Source organism: Microbacterium sp. JZ70 (assembly GCF_053903225.1).
In genome coordinates this window covers 2,237,028-2,258,611 of the sequence record NZ_CP096405.1, presented here as the reverse complement: position 1 = coordinate 2,258,611, position 21,584 = coordinate 2,237,028, and the positions used below count along the sequence as shown (strand labels likewise).

Sequence of the window (21,584 nt, the reverse complement as noted above, 5' to 3'; positions counted from 1 at the left end):
GCGCCGGTGCGGGGGTCGCGGTCAAGCCCGGGCCTCGAGCACGCGCGCGTCGCGCTGCGCGATGGCGGGCTCCTTCTCGCGCATGAGCGAGTACAGCGGGGCCGACACGAACAGCGTCGAGTACGTGGCCACGATGATGCCCACGAAGATCGACAGCGAGATGTCGGAGAGGGTCTCCGCGCCCAGCCAGAACACGCCGATGAAGAGGATCGCGGCCACCGGCAGGGCGGCGACGATCGACGTGTTGATCGAGCGGATGAGGGTCTGGTTGACGCCGAGGTTCACCGACTCGCCGAACGTGCGGCCGGAGATCTCGCCGTCCTCCGCGGTGTTCTCGCGGATCTTGTCGAACACGACGGTCGTGTCGTACAGCGAGTAGCCGAGGATCGTCAGGAAGCCGATCACGGCGGCGGGCGAGATCGCGAAGCCCGCAAGCGAGTAGATCCCGATCGTGATGACGAGCACGTCGACGAGGCCGATGATCGCCGCGACGGACATCTTCCACGTGCGGAAGTAGATCGCCAGGATGACGAACGTCAGCAGGAGGAAGACGCCGAGACCCCACAGCGACTGGCGGGTCACGTCGGCGCCCCAGGTCGGGCCGATGAACGAGTCGGTCACCTCGGCCTGATCGACGCCATACCCCTCGGCGAGGGCGGCGGAGACCTCGCGCGTCTCGTCCTGCGACATCTGCGAGGTCTGCACGCGGATGTCGGCGCCGCCGACGACCGTCACCTTCGCCTCGGCGTCCGGGACGACCGAGTGGACCGCCTCGGTCGCGATCGACTGGTCGGTGCTCGACGGCGCCGACACGGTGTACTGCGACCCGCCGGTGAACTCGATCGACAGCTCGACGCCGCGCACGAACGGCGCGAGCACCGAGAGCGCGATGAGCGCGATCGCGAGGATGAACCAGGTCCTGCGGCGGCCGACGAATGGAACCGACGCCTTGCCCGTGTAGAGGTCGTTGCCCCACTGTGCCATCGAGCGCATCAGACGTTCTCCTCCTTGCCGACGCGCTCGGCTGCGAGGCGCTCGGCTTCCTTCCGTTCCGCGATGGTCTGGCGTCGCTCCGCTTCCCCTCGCGCGCGCTGCGCGCGCGGCGCGACGGCGACGGGCTCGCGGAACTGGGCGCGCCCGCGGTACACGGCGCCGAGCGCCTCGGGGTCGAGGCCGGACAGCGGATGGCCGCCGCCGAAGAAGCGCGTGCGAGCGAGCAGCTGCATGACCGGGTGCGTGAAGATCACGAAGATCAGCACGTCGAGGACGGTCGTGAGCCCCAGGGTGAACGCGAAGCCCTTCACGGTCGCGTCGGCGAGGATGTACAGCACCACGGCGGCGAGGATGTTGATCGACTTCGAGATGTAGATCGTGCGCTTCGCGCGCGCCCAGCCGTCCTCGACCGCCCCGGTGATCGTCTTCCCGTCGCGCAGCTCGTCTCGGATGCGCTCGAAGTAGACGATGAACGAGTCGGCGGTGAAGCCGATCGTCACGATGAGGCCCGCGACGCCCGCGAGCGAGAGGCGGTAGCCGAGGCGCCACGAGAGGATGCAGAGGAGGATGTAGGTGAGCACCGCCATCACGGCGAGCGACGCGATGATCACGAAGCCGAGCGCCCGGTAGCTGATGGCGACGACGTACAGCGCGACGAGCCCGAGTCCGATGAGGCCGGCGATGAGGCCGATCTGCAGCTGCTGCGAGCCGAGCGTCGCGGAGATCGTGTCGGACGAGACGACCTCGAAGCTGATCGGCAGGGCGCCGAACTTCAGCTGGTCGGCGAGGGTCTGCGCCGTCTCCTGCGTGATGCCCTGGCCCGAGATGCTCGGGCGCCCGTCGGTGATCACGGCGTCCATGGTCGGCGCCGAGATGACCTTCCCGTCCAGCACGAACGCGAACATGTTGTACGGCTGGGTCTGGCCGTAGAGCGCCTGGCTGACCTCGCCGAAGGTCTCGGTGCCCTCCGCGTCGAAGCGCAGCTGCACGGCCCACTGGCCGTTCTGCTGCTGCACGACCGCCTGCGCGTCGGTGATCGACGAGCCGTCCATCTCGAGCGGCCCGAGGAGGTACTTGGCCGTGCCCGACTCGTCGCACGCGATGAGCGGCTGATCGGGCGACGCCGCGGCCGGGTCGCTCGGCTGGGCGCAGTCGTACGCGAGGTACTCCGCCTGGAGCCGCGGCGTGATCCACGCGGGGTCGTTGCCCGCGGTCGGCTCGGCCGTGGGCGTGGCGGGAAGCGACGGGTCGGGCGTCGGGTAGGGCGTCGTCTCGCCGTCCTCGCCCACGAACGTGTTGGACGCCTGGTTGGCATACAGCACCTTGCGCAGCTGCATCTGCGCGCTCGCCTGGACGCGCTCGCGCGTCGCGTCGTCGGCGACGCCGGGGATCTGCACGACGATGTTGCTCGCGCCCTGCGTCGTCACCTCGGCCTCGGAGACGCCGGATGCGTCCACGCGCTGGCGGATGATCGTCACCGCCTGGCGCATCTGCTCGTCGGTCGGAGTGGCGCCGTCGGTCTGCGCCTCCAGGATGATCTGCGTGCCACCCTGGAGGTCGAGCGCGAGCTCGGGGACCCACGAGCTCTTCTGGAACACGTGCACGCCGAGCGCGTTGATGCCGAAGAGCACCGCGGTCAGGGCGAGGAGGCCGGTGAGAGTGCGCAGCGCTCTGCGCGTCGGTGAGGATGTCGCCACGGGACGTCAGCTTTCCGGTCGGCCGACCGCCCCGCTCTCCGCGGGCCGGCCGGTCAGGGAGATGTCAGTTCTTGGGCTTGTCGTCGCCCGGGAGCTCGGTCGAGCCCGTGCCGTCGGCGTCCGGCGTGCGGTCGTCGGTCGTGGGCTTCTCGACGTCGGCGCCGCTGAGGTTGAGCAGCTCCTGCTCGGCGTCGGCCGGCTCCTCGTCCGCCGGAGCGTCCTCGTCGGCCGTCTCCGCGGCAGCCGTCTCGGGAGCGAGGTCGATCGCCTGGGCGTGCACCTCGATCACGACGCCGGGCGCGATCTCGACCTCGGCGGGCTTCGTGAGGTCCTCGGGGTCGAAGGCGACGATCGTGCCGAACAGGCCGCTGCGCGTCATGATGCGCGCGCCGGGCACCATCTGCAGCTGGCGGCGCTCCTGCTCCTCCTTCATCTTCTTGGTGCGGCGGCGCGAGCTGATGAACATGAACACCAGCAGCGCGGCCAGGACGACGAGGAGGAGGATATCCATGGAGGAAGCGCCTTTCAGACGTGCGTGAGCCGTCATCGGCTCGGGAGGGTGACGACGCCGGAGAGCCCGACGCGAAGTCTTCAGCGATTATAGGTCATCGAGTTTCAGCGGCGTCTGCCCGTGCGCGGCGTGGGCGACGCCGAGGTGCGCATAGGCCTCGGGGGTCGCGATCCGGCCCCGGGGCGTGCGCCCCATGAAGCCGATGCGGACGAGGTACGGCTCGACCACGCTCTCGACCGTGTCGGCCTCCTCCCCGACCGACACCGCGAGCGTGCCGAGCCCGACGGGGCCGCCGCGGAACCGCCGCACGAGCGCGTCGAGCACCGCCCGGTCGAGGCGATCGAGCCCGATGCGGTCGACGTCGTACAGCTCGAGCGCCGCGCGGACGTCCTCGAGGGAGGCCGCCCTGCCCCCTGCGCGCACGAGCGCGAAGTCTCGCACGCGCCGCAGCAGCCGGTTGGCGATGCGGGGCGTCCCGCGCGATCGGCGGGCGATCTCCTCGCGCTGCGGGCCGGCGAGGTCCATCCCGATCACCCGCGCCGAGCGCGCGATGACCTGCTCGAGCTCCTCGGGCTCGTAGTACTCGAGGTGCGCCGTGAAGCCGAACCGGTCGCGCAGCGGGTTCGGCAGCATTCCCGACCGCGTCGTCGCGCCCACGAGGGTGAACGGCGCCAGGTCGAGCGGGATGCTCGTCGCGCCCGCGCCCTTGCCGACCATGATGTCGATCCGGAAGTCCTCCATCGCGAGGTAGAGCATCTCCTCGGCCGTGCGGGCCATCCGGTGGATCTCGTCGATGAAGAGCACCTCCCCCGGCACGAGGCTCGACAGGAGCGCCGCGAGGTCGCCCGCGTGCTGGATGGCTGGGCCGCTCGACATCCGCAGCGGGCGGCCGCTCTCGTGCGCGACGATCATGGCGAGCGTCGTCTTGCCGAGGCCGGGCGGTCCGGCCAGGAGGATGTGGTCGGCGGGGCGGTCCTGGATGCGCGCGGCGTCGAGGAGGAGCTGGAGCTGGCCGCGCACCTTGTGCTGGCCGACGAACTCCTCGAGGCTCGCGGGACGCAGCGCCCCCTCGATCGCGAGCTCGGTGTCGTCTGCGGGCTCGGGCGATGCGATGTCGCGCTCAGCCACGTGCGCCTCCCGGCTGCGCGGGGCCCAGCGCCGCGAGCGTGAGGCGCAGCAGCGCCTGGACCGAGGCGCGATCCGCGTCGGACGCGGTCTCCGCGGCCGCGGCCACCGCATCGGCGGCGACGCGCTCGGGCCATCCGAGCCCCGTCACCGCCTGCGTGACCTGCGAGACGACGTCGTGCGGGGCGCCGCCGACGCGTGCCGCCGACGGCGCGGGGGCGGCGAGCTTGCCCTGGAGCTGCAGGGCGATGAGCTTGGCGGTCTTCGGCCCGATGCCGGACACCTTCCGGAACGGCTTGTCGTCCTCGTTCGCGACGGCTTCCGCGATCTGGTCGATCGTGAGGCCCGACAGCACGCCGAGCGCCGACTTCGGGCCCACGCCCGTCACGCCGAGGAGGATCGCGAACACCTCGAGCTCGTCGCGCTCGGCGAACCCGAACAGCGCGAGCTGATCCTCGCGGACGATGAGGTGCGTGTGCAGGAGGATCTGCTCCCCCGTCCGCGCGGTGCGGGCGACGTCGACGGGGACCGCCACGGACAGGCCGACGCCCCCGACCTCGACGACGACGCTGTCGGCGCCGGTGTGCAGCACGGTTCCGCGCAGAGACGAGATCATCCCTCCACCCTACGGTGCGTCGTACCTATGTTCGAGACGACACGCTCACCGCGCGACCGCGCCGCGCGTGCGCCGCTCCGCGGCCGCCCAGGCCCGCTGGGCGGGGGTGAGCGCGTCCGCCGTCGCCGCGGTCGGAGCGGGGCCGCCCCGCCATGCGTGGCAGAGCGCGAGCGCGAGCGCGTCGGCGGCGTCGGCAGGGCGCGGCAGCTCGTCGAGCCGCAGGACCCGCGCGACCATCGTCTGCACCTGGAGCTTGTCGGCCGAGCCGTAGCCCGTGATCGCCGCCTTGACCTCGCTGGGCGTGTGGGTCGCTGTCGGCAGCCCCGCCTCCGCGGCGAGGAGCAGCGCGACGCCGGCCGCCTGGGCCGTTCCCATCACGGTCGAGCGGTTCTGCTGCGCGAACACGCGCTCCACGGCCACGACGTCGGGCGCGTGCGCGGCCAGCACCTCGCGGATGCCGCGCGCGATGATCGCGAGCCGCTCGGCCACGGTCGCGTCGACGGGCGACCGGACGACGCCCACGTGCACGAGCGCGGCAGTGCGATCGCGCTGCACGTCGACGACGCCCACTCCGCAGCGGGTGAGTCCGGGGTCGATGCCGAGCACGCGCATGGCTCCACGCTACGCGCCCGTGGCATCCGCCCCGGGACCCCGCGCCGAACCCGGCGCCGACACGCCCGCCCGGCGCCGAGAGTGCGGCCCGGCGCCGAGAGTGCGGCCCGGCGCCGAGGGTGCGCGCCCGCGCCCGGAGGCGCGCCGCCGCCGCGCCCCTGGGCGCCCGGGCGCAGTCTCGGCGCTGGTTCGCGGTCTCACGGGCGCGCGCCGAGCGCAGCGGGAAGCGTCATGAGCAGAGCGTCGCGGGGTGCGCGACGCTGCGGCAGCCCCACGGTGCGGAGCGCGGCGATCAGCTCCGCGGGCGCCCGCACCTCCGACCATCCCCACCGCACGACCTCGCCGCACTCGCGAAGGAAGCGCTCTCGCCGCTTCTCGGCGAGGATGGCCTCCGCGGGAGCACCCCGCGAGCCGTCGTACTTGAGAGCGCCGTCCGCCTCCCCGGTGATGCGCTCCGCGCGCCACCGCATGTCGACGCGGAAGTCCCCGCCGCGCGTCGGCACGACGACCTGGAGCTCGGGGACGTCGAAACCGGACCACGACACGACGCACCGGCTCACGCTCTCCAGCGGGGTCTCGGCGAGTCCGTCTGCGAATCGGATGGCCTCCTCCGCCTTCGCGCGGCCGCGGGCACCCCTCCACCGCGCGTTCCGTCGGAGCAGCTCGGCGCCATCCGGTGCGTCCGCGCGTCGCAGGAGCGCGTCGAGCATCGCCGTTCCGATGACAGGGTGCCGGAGGCGAGCGACATCGAGCGCGGTGTCGGCCGGGCCGACCGCCGTGACGCCCGCGACGCTGGCGAGCTCTCGCCGCCGGGTGCTCCGGTGCGCTCGGACTCCCGCGGTCGCGCGGGAGGTCCCGTTCGCCGTCAGCACGTGCACCTCATCGGGGTGGCCGAAGACGGGTGCGCCCTGCAGGGCCGCCGCGGATTCGAGACAGAGGACGGCCTCGGGATGGAGGAGGGCGAAGGCGTGCACGCGCGCGAGGTAGCGCTCCCACGGTCTCAGTCCGCGATACGCCGCGGCCTCCGCGTACACCCCGCGGAAGAGGCGCACGAGCCTGCCCCGCTGCTGCGCGCGGTCGAGACGGACATCCGAGTCGCGCGGCAGGAGCAGCGGGGTCGGCGAGGGCAGGATCGGCGAGGGCAGGATCTGCGGAGAGACGAGCTCGGACATGACATCAGGCTCTGGTCTCGTCGACGCCGCATCCGCGCCGAGGCTCCGCTGTGGACGCGACGCGCCGGACGGCGCACGACGTGCACACGGCGACGCCCCGGGGCACAGGCCCCGTCGCACGCGCTCGCGCCGTCGAGACAGCACGCCGGCGCCCGGCGACGGTGCGCGCGCCGAGAGCCGCGGCAGGGCCTCCCCGCTCGGCGGGAAGCCCGGATGAGCCGGGGTCGGCATGCGCGTCGACGCACGGACGGGAGCCCGCGCCGAGGCGCGGACTCCCGTGTGGCGCTACTGCTGCGCGCGCTCGAGGACGAGCTCGCGCACGCGCGCGGCGTCGGCCTGGCCCTTCATGGCCTTCATGACGGCGCCGATGATGGCGCCCGCTGCCTGGACCTTGCCGTCCTTGATCTTCGCGAGCACATCCGGCTGCGCGGCGAGGGCGTCGTCGATCGCGGCCACGAGGGCGCCGTCGTCCGACACGACCGCGAGTCCGCGGGCGTCGACGATCTCCTGCGGGGTCCCCTCGCCCGCGATGACACCCTCGAGCACCTGGCGCGCGAGCTTGTCGGTGAGCGTGCCCGCCTCGACGAGCCCCTGGAGGGCGGCGACGTCGGCCGGGGCCACGAGCTCGGCCGGCTCGCGGCCCTCCGCGTTCGCGATGCGGGTGATCTCGCCCGTCCACCACTTGCGAGCGGCCGCGGGCGACGCGCCGGCGGCGACCGTGGCCTCGACCTCCGCGAGCAGCCCGCCGTTCGCGACGTCCTGGAACTCGAGGTCGGTGAAGCCCCACTCCGTCTTGAGACGACGACGGCGTGCCGCGGGCGGCTCCGGCAGCGCAGCGCGCAGCTCCTCGATGAGGGCCTCGGTCGGCTCGACCGGCAGGAGGTCGGGCTCCGGGAAGTACCGGTAGTCGTCGGCGTCCGACTTCGGACGGCCCGGCGAGGTCGTGCCGGTGTCCTCGTGCCAGTGCCGGGTCTCCTGGATGATCGTGCCGCCCTCGGCGAGGATCGCGGCCTGACGCCGGATCTCGTAGCGCACGGCGCGCTCGACCGAGCGCATCGAGTTCACGTTCTTCGTCTCGGTTCGGGTGCCGAGCCGCTCGGCGCCGCGCGGGCGGAGCGAGACGTTCGCGTCGCACCGGATGTTCCCGCGCTCCATGCGCGCCTCGGAGATCCCCAGGCCGCGCGCGATCTCGCGGATCGTCGCGAGGTACGCCTTCGCGAGCTCGGGTGCGCGATGCTCCGCTCCGAAGATCGGCTTCGTGACGATCTCGACGAGCGGCACGCCGGCCCGGTTGTAGTCGACGAGCGAGTACTCCGCTCCCTGGATGCGGCCGGTCGAGCCGCCCACGTGCGTGAGCTTGCCCGCATCCTCTTCCATGTGCGCGCGCTCGATCGGGATGCGGAAGACGTCGCCGCCCTCGAGCTCCACCTCGATCTCGCCCTCGTAGGCGATCGGCTCGTCGTACTGGCTGATCTGGTAGTTCTTCCCGAGATCGGGATAGAAGTAGTTCTTGCGCGCGAACCGGCTCGACGGCGCGATCGAGCAGCCCAGCGCGAGCCCGAGGCTGATCGACGAGCGGATGGCCTCCGCGTTCACCGTCGGCATGGAGCCGGGAAGACCCAGGTCGACGGGCGCCACGAGCGTGTTCGGCTCGGCGTCGTGGAACGCCGAGTGGGCGGGGTTGCCCGCCTCGGAGAACATCTTCGTCTTCGTGTTGAGCTCGACGTGGACCTCGAGGCCGATCACGGGCTCGAAGAGCTCGAGGGCCTTGTCGAAGTCCATCAGCTTGTCCTTGGCCATCAGCGGGCCCCTCCTTCGAGCAGCGATCCGCCCAGTCGCGGCGCGCGGTCCAGCAGCGGGCCGCCCCACGCGTCGACGAGCAGCGCCTCGAGGGCGGCGCCGACGCGGTAGAGGCGGGCGTCCTCGCGCGCCGGCGCGAGGAACTGGATGCCGGTGGGCAGCCCGTCGTCCGACGCGAGACCGGACGGGATCGAGATGCCGGGCACGCCCGCGAGGTTGGCGGGGATCGTCGTGAGGTCGTTGAGGTACATCGAGAGCGGGTCGTCGATCTTCTCGCCGATGCGGAACGCGGTCGTCGGCGCGGTCGGCGTCGCGATGACGTCGACGTCCGCGAACGCGCGCGCGAAGTCCTGCTGGATGAGCGTGCGGACCTTCTGCGCGCTGCCGTAGTAGGCGTCGTAGTACCCGGCGGACAGCGCGTAGGTGCCGAGGATGATGCGGCGCTTGACCTCGGGGCCGAAGCCCGCGTCGCGCGTGGCCGACATGACGTCCTCGACCGTCCCTCCGGGGACGTCGACGCGCATGCCGAAGCGCACGGAGTCGAACTTCGCGAGGTTGCTCGAGGCCTCGGCGGGGAGGATGAGGTAGTACGCGGCGACCGCGTACTCGAAGTGCGGGGCGCTGACCTCGACGATCTCCGCGCCCTGCGCCTCGAGCGTCTCGAGCGCCGCCCGGAACGACTCCGCGACGCCCGACTGGAAGCCGCTGTCGGGAAGCTCCTTCACGACGCCGACACGCAGGCCCTTCAGCACGTCGCCGCGCGCGCCCTCGCGGGCCGCGTCGGCGAACGAGGGCCACGCGTCCGCGAGCGACGTCGCGTCGTGCGGGTCGTGCCCGCCCACGACGTCGTGCAGGAGCGCGGAGTCGAGCACCGTCCGGGTGACCGGGCCGATCTGGTCGAGCGACGATGCGAGGGCGATCGCGCCATAGCGGCTCACCCCGCCGTAGGTCGGCTTCACGCCGACCGTGCCGGTGACGTGCGCGGGCTGACGGATCGATCCGCCCGTGTCGGAGCCGAGCGCGAGCGGCGCCTCGAAGGCCGCGACGGCGGCGGCGGACCCGCCGCCCGATCCGCCGGGGATGCGGTCGAGGTCCCACGGGTTGCGCGTGGGCCCGTAGGCCGAGTGCTCGGTCGACGAGCCCATCGCGAACTCGTCCATGTTCGTCTTGCCGAGCGGCACGAGGCCCGCCGCGCGCGCCCGGGCGACGACCGTCGCGTCGAACGGCGACATGTACCCCTCGAGGATGCGCGAGCCGGACGTCGACGGCATGTCGGTCGTCACGAGCACGTCCTTGATCGCGAGCGGGACGCCCGCGACGGCTCCGAGCTCCTCGCCCGCCGCGCGACGGCGGTCGACGGCCTCGGCGGCCTCGAGCGCGTGATCGCTCACGTGGAGGAAGGCGTGCACGTCGCCGTCCACCTCGGCGATGCGGTCGAGGTGCGCCTGCGTGGCCTCGACGCTCGAGATCTCGCCCGCGGCGAGCTTCTCGGCGAGGTCGGCGGCGGTCAGTCGGATGATGTCGCTCACTGCTGCTCCTCGCCCAGGATGGCCGTCACGCGGAACCGGGCGCCGTCGGCGTCCGGCGCGTTCTGCAGCGCCTGCTCGGTCGTGAGCATGCGGCCGACCTCGTCGGCGCGGAAGACGTTCTGCATCGGGATGGGATGGCTCGTCGCCGGGACGTCGGAGGTCGCGACCTCGCCGACCTTCGCGATGTTGTCGACGATCGCGTCGAGCTCTCCGGTGAGGCGGGTCACCTCCTCGTCGTCGAGCTGGATCCGGGCGAGCACACCGAGATGGCGCACGAGATCAGGGGTGATTTCAGACACCCGACAAGTCTAGGCGGTAGCGGTCTGCGCTCCGGCTGCGCGCCCCTAGGCTGGAGGCGTGACGCAGCCGTTCGACCCGCCCCGTCCCTGGGTTTCCTCCTACGCGGAGGGCGTGCCCCACGATCTGCCTCCGATCAGCGGATCGCTCCTCGACCTCGTCGACGCCTCGGCACGGGACTTCCCCGGCGCCCCCGCGCTGCAGTTCTTCGGGCGGGTCGTGGACTACGCCGACCTCCGTGCCCAGATCGACCGGGCCGCCGCCGGCCTCCTCGCCCGAGGCGTCCGCAAGGGCGACCCCGTCGCGATCATCCTGCCGAACTGCCCGCAGCACATCGTCGCCTTCTACGCCGTGCTCCGGATCGGGGCCGTGGTCGTCGAGCACAACCCGCTCTACACGCCGCGCGAGCTGCGCAAGCAGTTCGAGGATCACGGCGCGAAGCACGCCATCGTGTGGAGCACCCTCGTCGACACCGTGCGCGGGTTCCCCGCCGACCTCGCCGTGAAGACGCTGATCTCGGTCGACATCACGCGCGGCATGCCGCGTCTCATGCAGCTGGCGCTGCGGCTGCCCGTGCCGAAGCTGCGCGAGACGCGTGCCCAGCTCACGACGTCCGTGCGGGGCGCCGACGCGTGGGAGGACGTCGTCCGGCACGACCCGCTGCCGGCGTCTCACCCCCGGCCCGCGACCGACGACCTCGCGATCATCCAGTACACGAGCGGCACGACCGGCGATCCCAAGGGCGCGGCGCTCACGCACCGCAATCTGCTCGCCAACGCCGCGCAGGCGCGCGCGTGGACGCCGGGCGTCGCGCGCGGCGAGGGGACGGTCGTGTACGCCGTGCTCCCGATGTTCCACGCCTACGGCCTGACCCTGTGTCTCACCTTCGCCATGTCGCAGGCCGCGCGCCTCGTGCTCTTCCCGAAGTTCGATCCCGACATGGTGCTCACCGTGACGCGACGTCACCCCGCGACCGTGCTGCCCCTCGTCCCGCCGATCGCGGAGCGCCTGCTCAAGCGCGCGCGAGAGAAGGGCGTGTCGCTCGCCGGGACGCGCATCGGCGTCTCGGGCGCGATGGCGCTCGACGAGCAGCTCGTCGTGCCGTGGGAGGAGGAGACGGGCGGCTACCTCGTCGAGGGCTACGGCCTCTCCGAGTGCTCGCCCGTGCTCATCGTCAATCCCGTCTCGGAGAACCGGAAGGCCGGCGCGATCGGCCTGCCGCTCCCGGGCACCGAGGTGCGGGTCGCCGACCCGGACGACCCGTCGCGCGATGCAGCGCCGGGCGCCCCCGGCGAGCTGCTCGTACGGGGTCCGCAGGTCTTCGGCGGGTACTACGGCCGGCCGGAGGCCACCGCCGCGGTCTTCCACGAGGACTGGTTCCGCACGGGCGACGTCGTCACGATGGACGAGGACGGCTTCATCTCGATCGTCGACCGCATCAAGGAGCTCATCATCACGGGCGGCTTCAACGTGTCGCCGACCGAGGTCGAGATCGCGCTCCGCCAGCATCCGTCCGTTGCCGACGCTGCCGTGGTGGGGCTGCCGAGCGCGCACAGCGGGGAGGAGGTCGTCGCCGCGATCGTCCTCGACGAGGGAGCCGAGGTCGACGAAGAGGATGTCCGGGCGTTCGCGCGCGGGATCCTCACGCCGTACAAGGTCCCCCGTCGGGTCTTCGTCGTCGACGAGCTGCCGACCTCGATGATCGGCAAGGTGCTGCGCCGCGAGGTGCGGGAGCGGCTCCTCGCGCTCACGTCGGGCGGCTGACCGGCCTCACTCCCCCAGCGCGGCGGGCCCCTCCGTCACGAGGAGGTGGAACTGCGCGGCGTCGATGATGCGCACGCCGAGCGCCTCCGCCTTCGCGAGCTTCGACCCCGCCCCCGGCCCGGCCGCGACGAAGTCGGTCTTCTTGCTCACGCTCGACGCGGCCTTCCCCCCGGCTCGCATGATCGCCTCCTGGGCGCCCTCGCGCGTGTACCCCTCGAGGCTGCCGGTCGCGACGACCGTGAGACCCGAGAGCACACCGCCCTCCGCCTCGGCCGCCCCGGGCCCCGGATGGCCGGGCGTGTGGAAGCGCACGCCCGCCGCCGTCCACCGGTCGACGATCTCGCGATGCCAGTCCACATCGAACCAGTCCAGGAGCGAGTCGGCGATGATCCCGCCGACGCCGTCGACGGCGGCGAGCTCGTCGCGCGATGCCGCGCGGATCGCATCGAGCGAGCCGAACCAGCCGGCGAGGGCGCGCGCGGCGACGGGGCCCACGTGACGGATGTTGAGCGCGACGAGCAGGCGCCACAGCTCCTTCGTCTTGGCCTTCTCGAGCTCCTCGAGGAGCTTCTCGGCCTGAGCGGACGGGTGGAGCACGACGTGGTCCTTGCGGACGCCCGCCGCTCGCCGCTCGGACGGCGTCGCATCCTCCCAGCCCGGCGGGTAGGTCAGCTCCCGCCGCTGGAACGGGGCGCGGCGCACGAACTCGCCGGTCGCCTCATCGACGCGCTTCTCGCCGGTCTCGGCGTCGCGCACGATCACCTCGATCGGCACGAGCTGCTCCATGGTGAGCTCGAACAGACCGGCCTCGGTGCGCAGCGGCGGCTCCGCGGGAACGGACGGCTGGGTGAGCGCCGCCGCCGTGACCTCGCCGAGCGCCTCGATGTCGAGCGCGCCCCGCGAGCCGATGTGCTCGACGCGACCGCGCACCTGGGCGGGGCAGTCCTTCGCGTTGGGGCACCGGAGGTCGATGTCGCCCTCCTTCATGGGGCGCAGCGGCGTGCCGCACTCGGGGCACGTCTCGGGCATGACGAACGCCCGCTCCGAGCCGTCGCGCAGCTCGGCCACCGGGCCGAGCACCTCGGGGATGACATCTCCCGCCTTGCGCAGCACGACGGTGTCGCCGATCAGCACGCCCTTGGCCTTCACGACGTCCTGGTTGTGCAGCGTCGCCTGGCGGACGACGCTGCCCGCCACGAGGACGGGCTTCATGACGGCGTACGGCGTCGCGCGCCCTGTGCGCCCCACCGAGACCACGATGTCGAGGAGCTCGGTGTTCACCTGCTCGGGCGGGTACTTGTAGGCGATCGCCCACCGCGGTGCGCGGCTCGTCGCTCCGAGCTCGTCGTGCAGGGCGAGCTCGTCGACCTTGATGACGATGCCGTCGAGCTCGTGCTCGACCGAGTGCCGGTGCTCGCCGTAGTGCGCGACGAAATCCAGGACGCCGTCCACGTCGTCGGACGTGCGCAGATACGGGCTCGTCGGCAGACCCCACTCGGCGAGCAGGCCGTAGACCTCGCTCTGCGACGCGACCGGCGGATCGGGCCACGCGCCGATCCCGTGCACATACAGCCGCAGCGACTCGATCCGCGCGATGCCCGCTTCGAGCTCGAGACCATCCTTCTTGTCGAGCTGCTGCCGGAGGCCGCCGCTGGCGGCGTTGCGCGGGTTGGCGAACGCCGGGAAGCGCCGGTCGGCGCTGCGGCGAGCCTTCTCCTCGTCGAATCCGGGGCGCGCCGCCGCCTCGGAGACGACGCGCTCGCGCAGGCGGGCCTGCAGCGCGTTCAGCTCCTCGAACGCCGCGACCGGGATGAACACCTCGCCGCGCACCTCCACGAGCGGCGGATGGCCCGTCCCCGAGAGCCGCTCGGGGATCCCGGCGACCCGCAGCGCGTTGACGCGGACATCCTCGCCGACGCGTCCGTCGCCGCGCGTGGCCGCCGAGGTGAGGACGCCGTGCTCATAGCGCAGCGCGATCGCCAGCCCGTCGATCTTGAGCTCGGTCAGCCAGCGCACGGCGCGCCCCGCCGACGCCTGGGTCTTCGCGCACCACTCCGCGAGCTCCTCGAGGGAGAAGACGTTGTCGAGGCTCAGCATGCGCTCGGCGTGCTGGACGGGCGCGAGCATCGTGGCGTCGGCCGCGCCGACGGTCTGGGTGGGCGAGTCCTGTCCCTGCAGCTCCGGATGGCGCCGCTCGATCGCCTCGAGCCGCTGCAGCCATCCGTCGTAGGTCGCGTCGTCGACGAGGGCCGCGTCCTCGCCGTAGTACGCGTCGCGTGCGCGGAGGATCTGCTCGGTGAGGGTCGCCGCCTCGGCGCGCGCCTCGTCGAGGGTCAGGTCGGGGAGCTCGAAGTCGCCGTCGGTCACGCTCTCAGTCTAGGAACCGGGTCGGACATCCGCGGCGTGTCACGCCTCGACGGGCACGGCGCTCACGGTCCGGTCGATGGTGCACTGGCCGACGACGCGCGTGCCGTCGTAGATGACGGCGGTCTGACCGGGCGCGACGCCGTCGAGGGGCGCTTCCGGCGTGACGACGAGCTCTCCCCCGCGCACGACGGCGATGGCGGGGACCGGGTCGGCGTGCGCGCGGATCTGCACGTCGCACGCGAACGGCTCGTCGGGCGTCTCGGGCGCCGCACCGGCCCACGTGTAGCGCGCGCCCGCGATCTCGGCGGTCGCGAGCGCCTCCTTCGGGCCGACGACGACCTCGTTGGACACCGGGCGGACCTCGAGGACGAAGCGCGGCTTCCCGTCGGGTGCCGGCACGCCGAGCCGCAGCCCCCTGCGCTGCCCCACGGTGAACGCGTGCGCCCCCTCATGGCTGCCGACGACCGAGCCCGTGCGGTCGACGATGTCGCCGGGAGCCGCCCCCATGCGCTCGGCCAGGTAGCCGCGGGTGTCCCCGTCGGGGATGAAGCAGATGTCGTAGCTGTCGGGCTTGGACGCGACGGAGAAGCCGCGAGCCTCGGCCTCGGCGCGCACGAGCGCCTTCGATGGCGTGTCGCCGAGCGGGAAGTACGTGTGCGCGAGCTGCTCGGCCGTGAGCACCCCGAGGACGTAGGACTGGTCCTTCGCCTCCTCGCTCGATCGGTGCAGCTCGAGGCCGCGCGGCCCATCGCGCAGGATCGCGTAGTGGCCCGTGCAGACCGCGTCGAAGCCCAGCTCGAGCGCGCGATCGAGGAGAGCGGCGAACTTGATGCGCTCGTTGCAGCGCATGCACGGGTTCGGGGTGCGCCCCGCGCGGTACTCGCTCAGGAAGTCGTCGATGACGTCGTCGCGGAACCGCTCGGAGAAGTCCCACACGTAGAACGGGATGCCGAGGCGGTCGGCGACGCGCCGCGCGTCCATCGCGTCCTCGATGGTGCAGCAGCCCCGGCTGCCGGTGCGCAGGGTGCCCCCGGCACGCGAGAGCGCGAGGTGCACGCCGACGACGTCGTGGCCGGCCTCGACGGCGCGCGCAGCGGCGACCGCGGAGTCGACTCCGCCGCTCATGGCCGCCAGGACGCGCATGCCCTCCAGTCTACGAGCGCCCGCCTGAGGAGGGGCCAGAGCGTGCGACGAGGCGGCGGTACGCCGCGGGCAGCGCCGTCGCGATCGCCTCCGCGTCGGCCTCGACGGAGGTGCGCCCGAACGAGATGCGCAGGACCTGCCGCGCCTCCTGCTCGGTGCGGCCCGTCGCGAGCACCACGTGCGAGGGCTCGCTGACGCCCGCCTGGCACGCCGACCCCGTCGAGACGGCGATCCCCACCTGGTCGAGCAGGAAGAGCATCGACTCCCCGGCCGCGCCGGGGAGCAGGAGATGGAGGGTGGAGGGAAGTTGGTGCTCCTCATCTCCCAGCACCACCGCCTCCGGGAGCTCGGTCCGCAGGCGGCCGACGACGCGGGCGCGCAGCCTCTCCATCCGGATGGTCTCGGTCTCGCGCTCGCGCTCCGCGAGCTCCACGGCGACCGCGAGGGCCGCGGCGCCCGCGACGTCCTGGGTCCCCGAGCGCAGCGCGCGCTGCTGCCCGCCGCCGTGGAGCAGAGCGTGCGGCGCAGCCGCGCGCGAGACGACGAGCGCGCCTGTGCCGACCGGCGCTCCCACCTTGTGGCCGGAGACGCTCAGCGCGACCAGTCCGCGCGCGCCGTCGACGGAACCGCGCCACGCGCGGAAGTCGACCGGGAGGTGCCCGAGCGCGGCGACCGCGTCGAGGTGAAGGGGCACGCCCGCCTCCGCCGCGCCCGCGCTCAGGGCGGGCGCATCCTGCACGGTTCCCGTCTCGTTGTTCGCGACGAGCGCGGTCGCGAGCGCGACGCGCGGATCGGCGGCGACGCGCGCGAAGGCCGCGGGATCGATGCGCGCACGGTCGTCGATCGGGACCGGCGCGACCTCGGCGCCCTCGACGCGTCGAAGCCAGTCCACCGTGTCGAGCACGGCGTGGTGCTCTCCGTCTGGCAGCACGATCACGTCGCGCCCCTCCGCGCGCGCCCACCAGAGGCCCTTGAGGGCGAGGTTGACGGACTCGGTCCCGCCCGAGGTCAGGACGACCTCGATCGGCTCGCATCCGAGTGCGCGCGCGATGCGCTCGCGAGCGTCCTCGAGCGCGCGTCGCGCGCGCTGCCCCGCGCCGTGCACGGATGACGCGTTGCCCACGAGCGCACTCGCCTCGATCCACGCCTCGCGCGCCTCGGGACGCAGCGGCGTGGTCGCGGCGTGGTCGAGGTACGCGCTCACGGCGACCGCGCGGTCAGAACAGCAGCGAGCTCAGGCGCCCGCGCGCGCGGACGACCCGCGCGTCGGTGGCTCCGATGACGCCGAAGAGCTCCACGAGGCGCTCCTGCACGGGGGCGCGCCGATCGGACGGGAGCGCTGCGAAGAGGTCCAGCAGCCGGTCGAAGGCGTCGTCGACGTGCCCGCCCGCGACGTCGAGGTCCGCCACGAGGAGCTGGGCATCGACGTCCTCCGGCGCCGCGGCGGCGGCTGCGCGCGCCGCGTGGAGGTCGACGCCCTGGATCCGGTGCAGCAGCCGCACCTGCGCGAGGCCGGCCGAGGCCTCCGCGTCGCGCGGGTTCTCCTTGAGCGCGCGCTCGTAGGCGTCGGCGGCGCGGGTGTAGTCGCCCGCCTCGATCGCGTCGAACGCCTCCTGGTGGAGCGGCGGCAGGGCGGGCGCGGCCGCCTCGTCCGCCGGCGCATCGCCGTCGGACGGCACGGGGACCGTCCCGGTGACCCCGTTCTGCGCCGCGAGCTGCAGCAGCTGCGCGAACACCTGGCGCACCTGCTCCTCCGGGACGGCGCCGGTGAACAGCGGGACGGGCTGTCCGGCGACCAGGGCGACGACCATCGGGATCGACTGCGCGCGGAACGCCTGCGAGAGCTGCGGGTTCGCGTCGACGTCGACCTTCGCGAGGACGAGCCGGCCGCCGTGCTCGACGACGACCTTCTCGAGAACGGGGCTCAGCTGCTTGCAGGGGCCGCACCACTCGGCCCACAGGTCGACGACGACCGGCACGCGCTGGGAGAGCTCGAGGACCTCGCCGAAGGTCGCGTCGGTGACATCGAAGACGAGCGCCGGCGCCGGCGCGCCGGGCGCTCCGCCCGCCGGGGGCGACGCGGGCGCGGCCGGGCGGTTCTTCAGCGTCGACAGGTCGACAGCGCCGCGCAGCACGGCGCCGGGGGCGACGTCACTCATGGATCACCTTCCGAGACGGGGATGGGGAGACTTCGAGCCTATTCGCCTTCCGGGGCGTCGGCGTCGCCCTCCGAGGCCTCGGCGTCCTCGGGCTCGGGCAGGAGCTCGGCCGACTGGATGGCGGACGTGTAGCCGAGCAGGCGGATCCGCTCGTCCGACCCCTGCGCGGGCACGAAGAAGAAGAGCTGATCGGTGTAGCGCGTCTCGACGCCCGTGGGCGACTCGGTCTCCCCCGTGAGGAGGGAGAGGGCCGCGTCATCCTCGAAGCGGATGACGGCGTCCTCGTTCGTCGGGCGGACGGTCTCGGTCTCGTCGACGCCGACCGCGACGATCGCGCCGCTGTCGAGCGTGGCCAGCGCGATCGGAGGCGTCGGGTTCGCTCCCTGCGCGTACTCGATCGTGCCCGTCTCGGCGCCGGTCTCGTTGAAGCTGTCGATCGTCGCCTGGCGCTTCTCGGCCACGGCGGTCAGGAAGCCGTCGTTCGAGATGTCGAAGAGATCGGCGTACTCGCTCTCCTCGCCGCGGCCGATGATGTCGGCGTAGGCCGCCGCCACCTGATCGGGCGCCAGCGCGAGGAACGGCGAGTCGGGGGCGACGAGCGCGGCACCCAGCCACGCGGGCGCGAGCTGCGGCGTCTCGGCCGCCGCCTCGAGGTTGGCGAGGTAGGTGACCCGGTAGCGCGACCACGGGTCGTCCTGCGTCATCGAGAGGATCGTGGGGGCGACCGTCGTGTCGTCCTCGTCGGCGACGATGAGCAGCGCCGTCCGCGGCCATCCCTCGACGGCCTGCGGCAGGACGATGCTCGCGGGGCCGGTCGGGATCGAGACCGCCTGCGGGTAGTCCTCGATCTCGGCGCGGAGCCGGTAGTTGACCTCGCGCGTCTCGAGCGCGAGGCCCGAGAGGCGGTGCGAGGCGAGGTCGATGTCGAGGCTCTCGTCGGCCGCGGCGACGGTCTCCGAGATCTCGCCGACGATGCGGTCGGCCTGGGCCTCGGTGAGGGAGGACGGCTGCTGATCGGGCGCGAGCGTGGCGGTCGCCGTCGGGGTCGGGGTCGGCGTCGGGGCGCCGCCGAGCTCGGGCCACGAGTCTGCCGTGCACCCTGCGAGCAGGCCGACGGAGAGGCCGAGTGCGGGCACGGCGACGAGCGCCCGCCGACCGCGGCGCGACGTCGAGATGACGCCCTTCGATGCGCCGTCGTCGTCTCCCTCGGCAGGAGGAAGGGCCGGGCCCTTGCGGATGGGGCCGCGCCGGCGTCGGGTGTGGCGCAGCGCCAGGATGTACAGCACGAGGCCCGTCACCAGGAAGATGCCGCCGAGGACCATGAGCGGCCCGAACCAGGGGGTCTTCTGGTCGAGCGGCCACACGATCGACACGTCCGACGGCGCCGGCTGGCTGCCGTCGACCGCGACGAGCATGCTCATCCCCTCGGGGAGCTGATCCGTCCGGACGATCTCGTCCTCGGCGGTCTGCTCCTCGATCCAGAGGTCGGATCCCTGCGGGTTCCGCCCCTCGGTGCCGTCGGTGGGCTCGACCTCCGGCTCGACGACGCTCGTCACGAGCTCGTCGCCGTCGCCGGCGCTCACGCGGTTGTAGCGCTGGTCCGAGAGCCACGCCTCGAGATCGGCGGTGCGGCCGTAGGCCGTGTAGAGGGGGCCCTCTCCCCGGACCGTGAGGGTCTGCGCGCCGGGGCGCAGCGCGAACGCGTCGCCGTCGATCACGAGGTACGGCAGCTCCTCGTCGACCGAGACGGTCTGCTCGGCGGACTCGGGGCCCAGGAACACGGTGCGCTGCGCCAGTCCGGCGCCGAACGACGCCGCCGCGAGCACGAAGGCCAGAACCGCCCACACGAAACGCACGAAATGACTCCTCGCCGACCCGCGCGAGGGCGGCGGGTCTCGACATCCGACTGCTCAGGTTAGCGAATCGAACTGAAAGGCGCCCACGAGCAGGTCGCTCTCGGGCGCGGCGCCGACGCACCCCTATCCTGGCGAGAGGCCCGCGGCGCGCAGCCGTCGGCCGGGAGAAGGGCGCGTATGAAGATCCACAACCCGTTCCGGCTCGCGCTCGTCGCGACGCTCGGCGTCGGCCTGGGGCTGCTGCTCATCGAGGGCCTGCAGTCGCTCTCGACGATCATCCTCTACGTGGGGACGGCGCTGTTCATCTCGCTCGGCCTCGACCCCGTGGTCTCGTGGCTCGAGCGCCGCCGCCTCCCGCGCTGGCTGGCCGTCACGATCGCGATCCTCGCCGTCCTCGGGCTCTTCACCGGGATCGTCCTGATCATCCTGCCGGTGCTCGTCGATCAGATCGGGCAGCTGGTGGGCCAGATCACGCTCATCGTCAACCGCGGGACCTTCCTCGACGATCTGCGCGAGTGGTCGCTCGTGACCTTCCCGACGCTCGAGATCGACACCGTCCTCGACTTCGTGAACGACTGGCTCACGAGCAACATCGACACGATCAGCGAAGGCGTCGTGGGCGTCACGCTCAATGTCGTCCAGGGTCTCTTCGGCGCGTTCATCGTGCTCATCCTGACGATCTACCTCACGGCGTCGACCCCGTCGCTCAAGTCGGCCCTCTACCGCATGGTGCCCGCGTCGAAGCGCGAGGGCTTCACGAACATCGCCGAGCAGATCACCGACTCGGTCGGCTACTACGTCATGGGCCAGATCACGCTCGCCGCGATCAACGGCGTGCTCAGCGCGATCTTCCTCACGATCATCGACGCCCCCTACCCGACCGTCCTCGCGGTCGTCGCTTTCCTGGGCTCGATGATCCCGCTCGTCGGCACGATCTCGGGCTCGACGATCATCGCTCTCACCTGTCTGATCCCCGGACTCGGCTCCCCCACGACGGCGATCATCGCCGCCGTCTACTACCTCGTGTACATGCAGATCGAGGCGTACGTCCTGTCTCCCCGCATCATGAGCCGGGCGGTCTCCGTCCCCGGCGGCGTCGTCGTGATCGCGGCGCTCGCGGGCGGCGCGCTGCTGGGCCTCCTCGGCGCGCTCATCGCGATCCCGGTGGCCGCGAGCGTGCTGATCATCTACCGGCAGGTGCTCATCCCGCGCATGAACGCGCGCTGATCAGGCGTCGGGCCACTCCGTCGGCAGGGGGGCCGCGGCGGGATTCACGACCTCGACGATCTCGTTCAGCACGCGCGCGGTCTGCTTCTCGCCCACCCACAGGTGCTTGCCGCCCTCGACGGGCACGAGCCGGAGGTGCGGGATGAGCGCGAAGCGCTCGGCGGCCTCCGCGGGGCGGAGGTAGTCGTCGAACTCGGGGATGAGCGCGACGAGCGGCCGGGGGTCGCCCTGCCAGGCGCGCAGGTCGTCGTCCCCGGCCCGGTGCAGCGGCGGGGAGAGCAGGATGGCGCCCTCGATCGGATGCGGACGGCCGTGCTTGAGCGCGACTTCGGTCCCGAAGGACCATCCGAGAAGCCAGGGGCGGGGAAGACCGCGCTCTGCGACGAGGTCCATGGCGGCCGCGAGGTCGGCCGCCTCCGCGACGCCGTCTCCGAAGGCCCCCTCGCTCGTACCGCGCGGGGACGTCGTCCCTCGTGTGTTGAAGCGCAGGACAGCGAGGTCCGCGAGCGCGGGGAGGCGCGCTGCGGCCTTCCGGATGATGTGCGAGTCCATGAACCCGCCCGCCGTGGGCAGCGGGTGGAGCGTGACGAGGGTCGCGACCGGCTCTCGCTCGAGCGGCGTCGCGAGCTCCCCGACGAGCGTCAGCCCGTCGGACGTGCGCAGCTCGATGTCCTCGCGGCGCGCGGGCAGCAGGGCGGCTCCGCGGATCTCCATCC

Annotated in this window: 18 protein-coding genes; 2 read left to right on the top strand and 16 right to left on the bottom strand. The window is 72.7% G+C overall.

Features of this window, described 5'->3' with window-relative positions:
• Positions 1-21: 21 nt before the first annotated feature.
• The 10 genes from secF to gatC form a co-directional block, all read right to left on the bottom strand.
• Positions 22-993: a protein translocase subunit SecF gene (gene secF / locus M1D46_RS10330; RefSeq protein ID WP_271171769.1), complete on the bottom strand. Its 972-nt coding sequence runs from the start codon at positions 991-993 to the stop codon at positions 22-24.
• Entirely contained in the window at positions 993-2,690 is a 1,698-nt protein-coding gene (secD, locus tag M1D46_RS10325; RefSeq protein WP_324011368.1) for a protein translocase subunit SecD, read from the bottom strand. The genes secF and secD overlap by 1 nt, the downstream gene beginning before the upstream one ends.
• Before the next feature lie 64 nt (positions 2,691-2,754).
• Positions 2,755-3,201, bottom strand: a complete 447-nt coding sequence (locus tag M1D46_RS10320; protein ID WP_456285482.1) for a preprotein translocase subunit YajC — start codon at positions 3,199-3,201, stop codon at positions 2,755-2,757.
• Between the two features lie 87 nt (positions 3,202-3,288).
• Positions 3,289-4,329 carry a Holliday junction branch migration DNA helicase RuvB gene (gene ruvB, locus M1D46_RS10315; protein WP_282977660.1) on the bottom strand — a complete coding sequence of 347 codons (1,041 nt, stop codon included), beginning with the start codon at positions 4,327-4,329 and terminating at the stop codon, positions 3,289-3,291.
• Positions 4,322-4,942 (bottom strand): Holliday junction branch migration protein RuvA, encoded by a 621-nt coding sequence (gene ruvA, locus M1D46_RS10310; RefSeq protein WP_282977659.1) that lies wholly within the window; start codon positions 4,940-4,942, stop codon positions 4,322-4,324. Before ruvA ends, ruvB begins: the two co-directional genes overlap by 8 nt.
• 45 nt (positions 4,943-4,987) lie before the next feature.
• Positions 4,988-5,554 (bottom strand): crossover junction endodeoxyribonuclease RuvC, encoded by a 567-nt coding sequence (gene ruvC / locus M1D46_RS10305; protein WP_282977658.1) that lies wholly within the window; start codon positions 5,552-5,554, stop codon positions 4,988-4,990.
• 197 nt (positions 5,555-5,751) lie between these two features.
• Positions 5,752-6,726, bottom strand: a complete 975-nt coding sequence (locus M1D46_RS10300) for a hypothetical protein (RefSeq protein ID WP_456285481.1) — start codon at positions 6,724-6,726, stop codon at positions 5,752-5,754.
• A gap of 285 nt (positions 6,727-7,011) precedes the next feature.
• Positions 7,012-8,526 (bottom strand): Asp-tRNA(Asn)/Glu-tRNA(Gln) amidotransferase subunit GatB, encoded by a 1,515-nt coding sequence (gene gatB / locus M1D46_RS10295; RefSeq protein ID WP_456285480.1) that lies wholly within the window; start codon positions 8,524-8,526, stop codon positions 7,012-7,014.
• Entirely contained in the window at positions 8,526-10,055 is a 1,530-nt protein-coding gene (gene gatA, locus M1D46_RS10290; RefSeq protein WP_456285479.1) for an Asp-tRNA(Asn)/Glu-tRNA(Gln) amidotransferase subunit GatA, read from the bottom strand. The genes gatB and gatA overlap by 1 nt, the downstream gene beginning before the upstream one ends.
• Positions 10,052-10,354 carry an Asp-tRNA(Asn)/Glu-tRNA(Gln) amidotransferase subunit GatC gene (gatC, locus tag M1D46_RS10285; protein ID WP_271171760.1) on the bottom strand — a complete coding sequence of 101 codons (303 nt, stop codon included), beginning with the start codon at positions 10,352-10,354 and terminating at the stop codon, positions 10,052-10,054. The genes gatA and gatC overlap by 4 nt, the downstream gene beginning before the upstream one ends.
• Positions 10,355-10,412: 58 nt before the next feature.
• Here gatC and M1D46_RS10280 point away from each other — a divergent pair, with 58 nt between their 5' ends.
• Entirely contained in the window at positions 10,413-12,116 is a 1,704-nt protein-coding gene (locus M1D46_RS10280; protein WP_456285478.1) for a long-chain-fatty-acid--CoA ligase, read from the top strand.
• Positions 12,117-12,122: 6 nt separating this feature from the next.
• On the opposite strand, the gene ligA is transcribed toward M1D46_RS10280, so the two are convergent.
• The 5 genes from ligA to M1D46_RS10255 are packed head-to-tail and all read right to left on the bottom strand — an operon-like array spanning position 12,123 to position 19,641.
• Positions 12,123-14,483 (bottom strand): NAD-dependent DNA ligase LigA, encoded by a 2,361-nt coding sequence (ligA, locus tag M1D46_RS10275; protein WP_324011375.1) that lies wholly within the window; start codon positions 14,481-14,483, stop codon positions 12,123-12,125.
• Between the two features lie 39 nt (positions 14,484-14,522).
• A complete protein-coding gene (mnmA, locus tag M1D46_RS10270; protein WP_421075471.1) occupies positions 14,523-15,626 on the bottom strand; it encodes a tRNA 2-thiouridine(34) synthase MnmA in 1,104 nt (367 codons plus the stop codon).
• A 10-nt stretch (positions 15,627-15,636) separates the two neighbouring features.
• Positions 15,637-16,830 (bottom strand): cysteine desulfurase family protein, encoded by a 1,194-nt coding sequence (locus M1D46_RS10265; RefSeq protein WP_282977651.1) that lies wholly within the window; start codon positions 16,828-16,830, stop codon positions 15,637-15,639.
• 13 nt (positions 16,831-16,843) lie between these two features.
• On the bottom strand, positions 16,844-17,785 hold the full coding sequence (locus M1D46_RS10260; RefSeq protein ID WP_271171755.1) for a tetratricopeptide repeat protein: 942 nt from the start codon (positions 17,783-17,785) through the stop codon (positions 16,844-16,846).
• A 38-nt stretch (positions 17,786-17,823) separates the two neighbouring features.
• Positions 17,824-19,641 (bottom strand): glycosyl transferase, encoded by a 1,818-nt coding sequence (locus M1D46_RS10255; RefSeq protein WP_282977650.1) that lies wholly within the window; start codon positions 19,639-19,641, stop codon positions 17,824-17,826.
• 177 nt (positions 19,642-19,818) lie between these two features.
• Between M1D46_RS10255 and M1D46_RS10250 the strand changes: the two genes are divergently transcribed.
• Complete coding sequence (locus tag M1D46_RS10250) at positions 19,819-20,868, top strand: AI-2E family transporter (RefSeq protein ID WP_421075468.1); 1,050 nt, start codon at positions 19,819-19,821, stop codon at positions 20,866-20,868.
• Here the strand turns inward: M1D46_RS10250 and M1D46_RS10245 are convergent, their stop codons facing one another.
• On the bottom strand, positions 20,869-21,582 hold the full coding sequence (locus M1D46_RS10245) for an alpha/beta hydrolase (protein ID WP_271171752.1): 714 nt from the start codon (positions 21,580-21,582) through the stop codon (positions 20,869-20,871).
• Positions 21,583-21,584: the final 2 nt, after the last annotated feature.

What these genes read in the sequence shown, in the direction of transcription:
- secF (WP_271171769.1), bottom strand. Translation starts at nt 993, where the DNA reads ATGCGCTCGATGGCACAGTGGGGCAACGACCTCTACACGGGCAAGGCG.
- M1D46_RS10320 (WP_456285482.1), bottom strand. Translation starts at nt 3,201, where the DNA reads ATGGATATCCTCCTCCTCGTCGTCCTGGCCGCGCTGCTGGTGTTCATG.
- ruvA (WP_282977659.1), bottom strand. Translation starts at nt 4,942, where the DNA reads ATGATCTCGTCTCTGCGCGGAACCGTGCTGCACACCGGCGCCGACAGC.
- ruvC (WP_282977658.1), bottom strand. Translation starts at nt 5,554, where the DNA reads ATGCGCGTGCTCGGCATCGACCCCGGACTCACCCGCTGCGGAGTGGGC.
- M1D46_RS10300 (WP_456285481.1), bottom strand. Translation starts at nt 6,726, where the DNA reads ATGTCCGAGCTCGTCTCTCCGCAGATCCTGCCCTCGCCGATCCTGCCC.
- gatB (WP_456285480.1), bottom strand. Translation starts at nt 8,526, where the DNA reads ATGGCCAAGGACAAGCTGATGGACTTCGACAAGGCCCTCGAGCTCTTC.
- mnmA (WP_421075471.1), bottom strand. Translation starts at nt 15,626, where the DNA reads ATGCGCGTCCTGGCGGCCATGAGCGGCGGAGTCGACTCCGCGGTCGCC.
- M1D46_RS10260 (WP_271171755.1), bottom strand. Translation starts at nt 17,785, where the DNA reads ATGAGTGACGTCGCCCCCGGCGCCGTGCTGCGCGGCGCTGTCGACCTG.
- M1D46_RS10250 (WP_421075468.1), top strand. Translation starts at nt 19,819, where the DNA reads ATGAAGATCCACAACCCGTTCCGGCTCGCGCTCGTCGCGACGCTCGGC.
- M1D46_RS10245 (WP_271171752.1), bottom strand. Translation starts at nt 21,582, where the DNA reads ATGGAGATCCGCGGAGCCGCCCTGCTGCCCGCGCGCCGCGAGGACATC.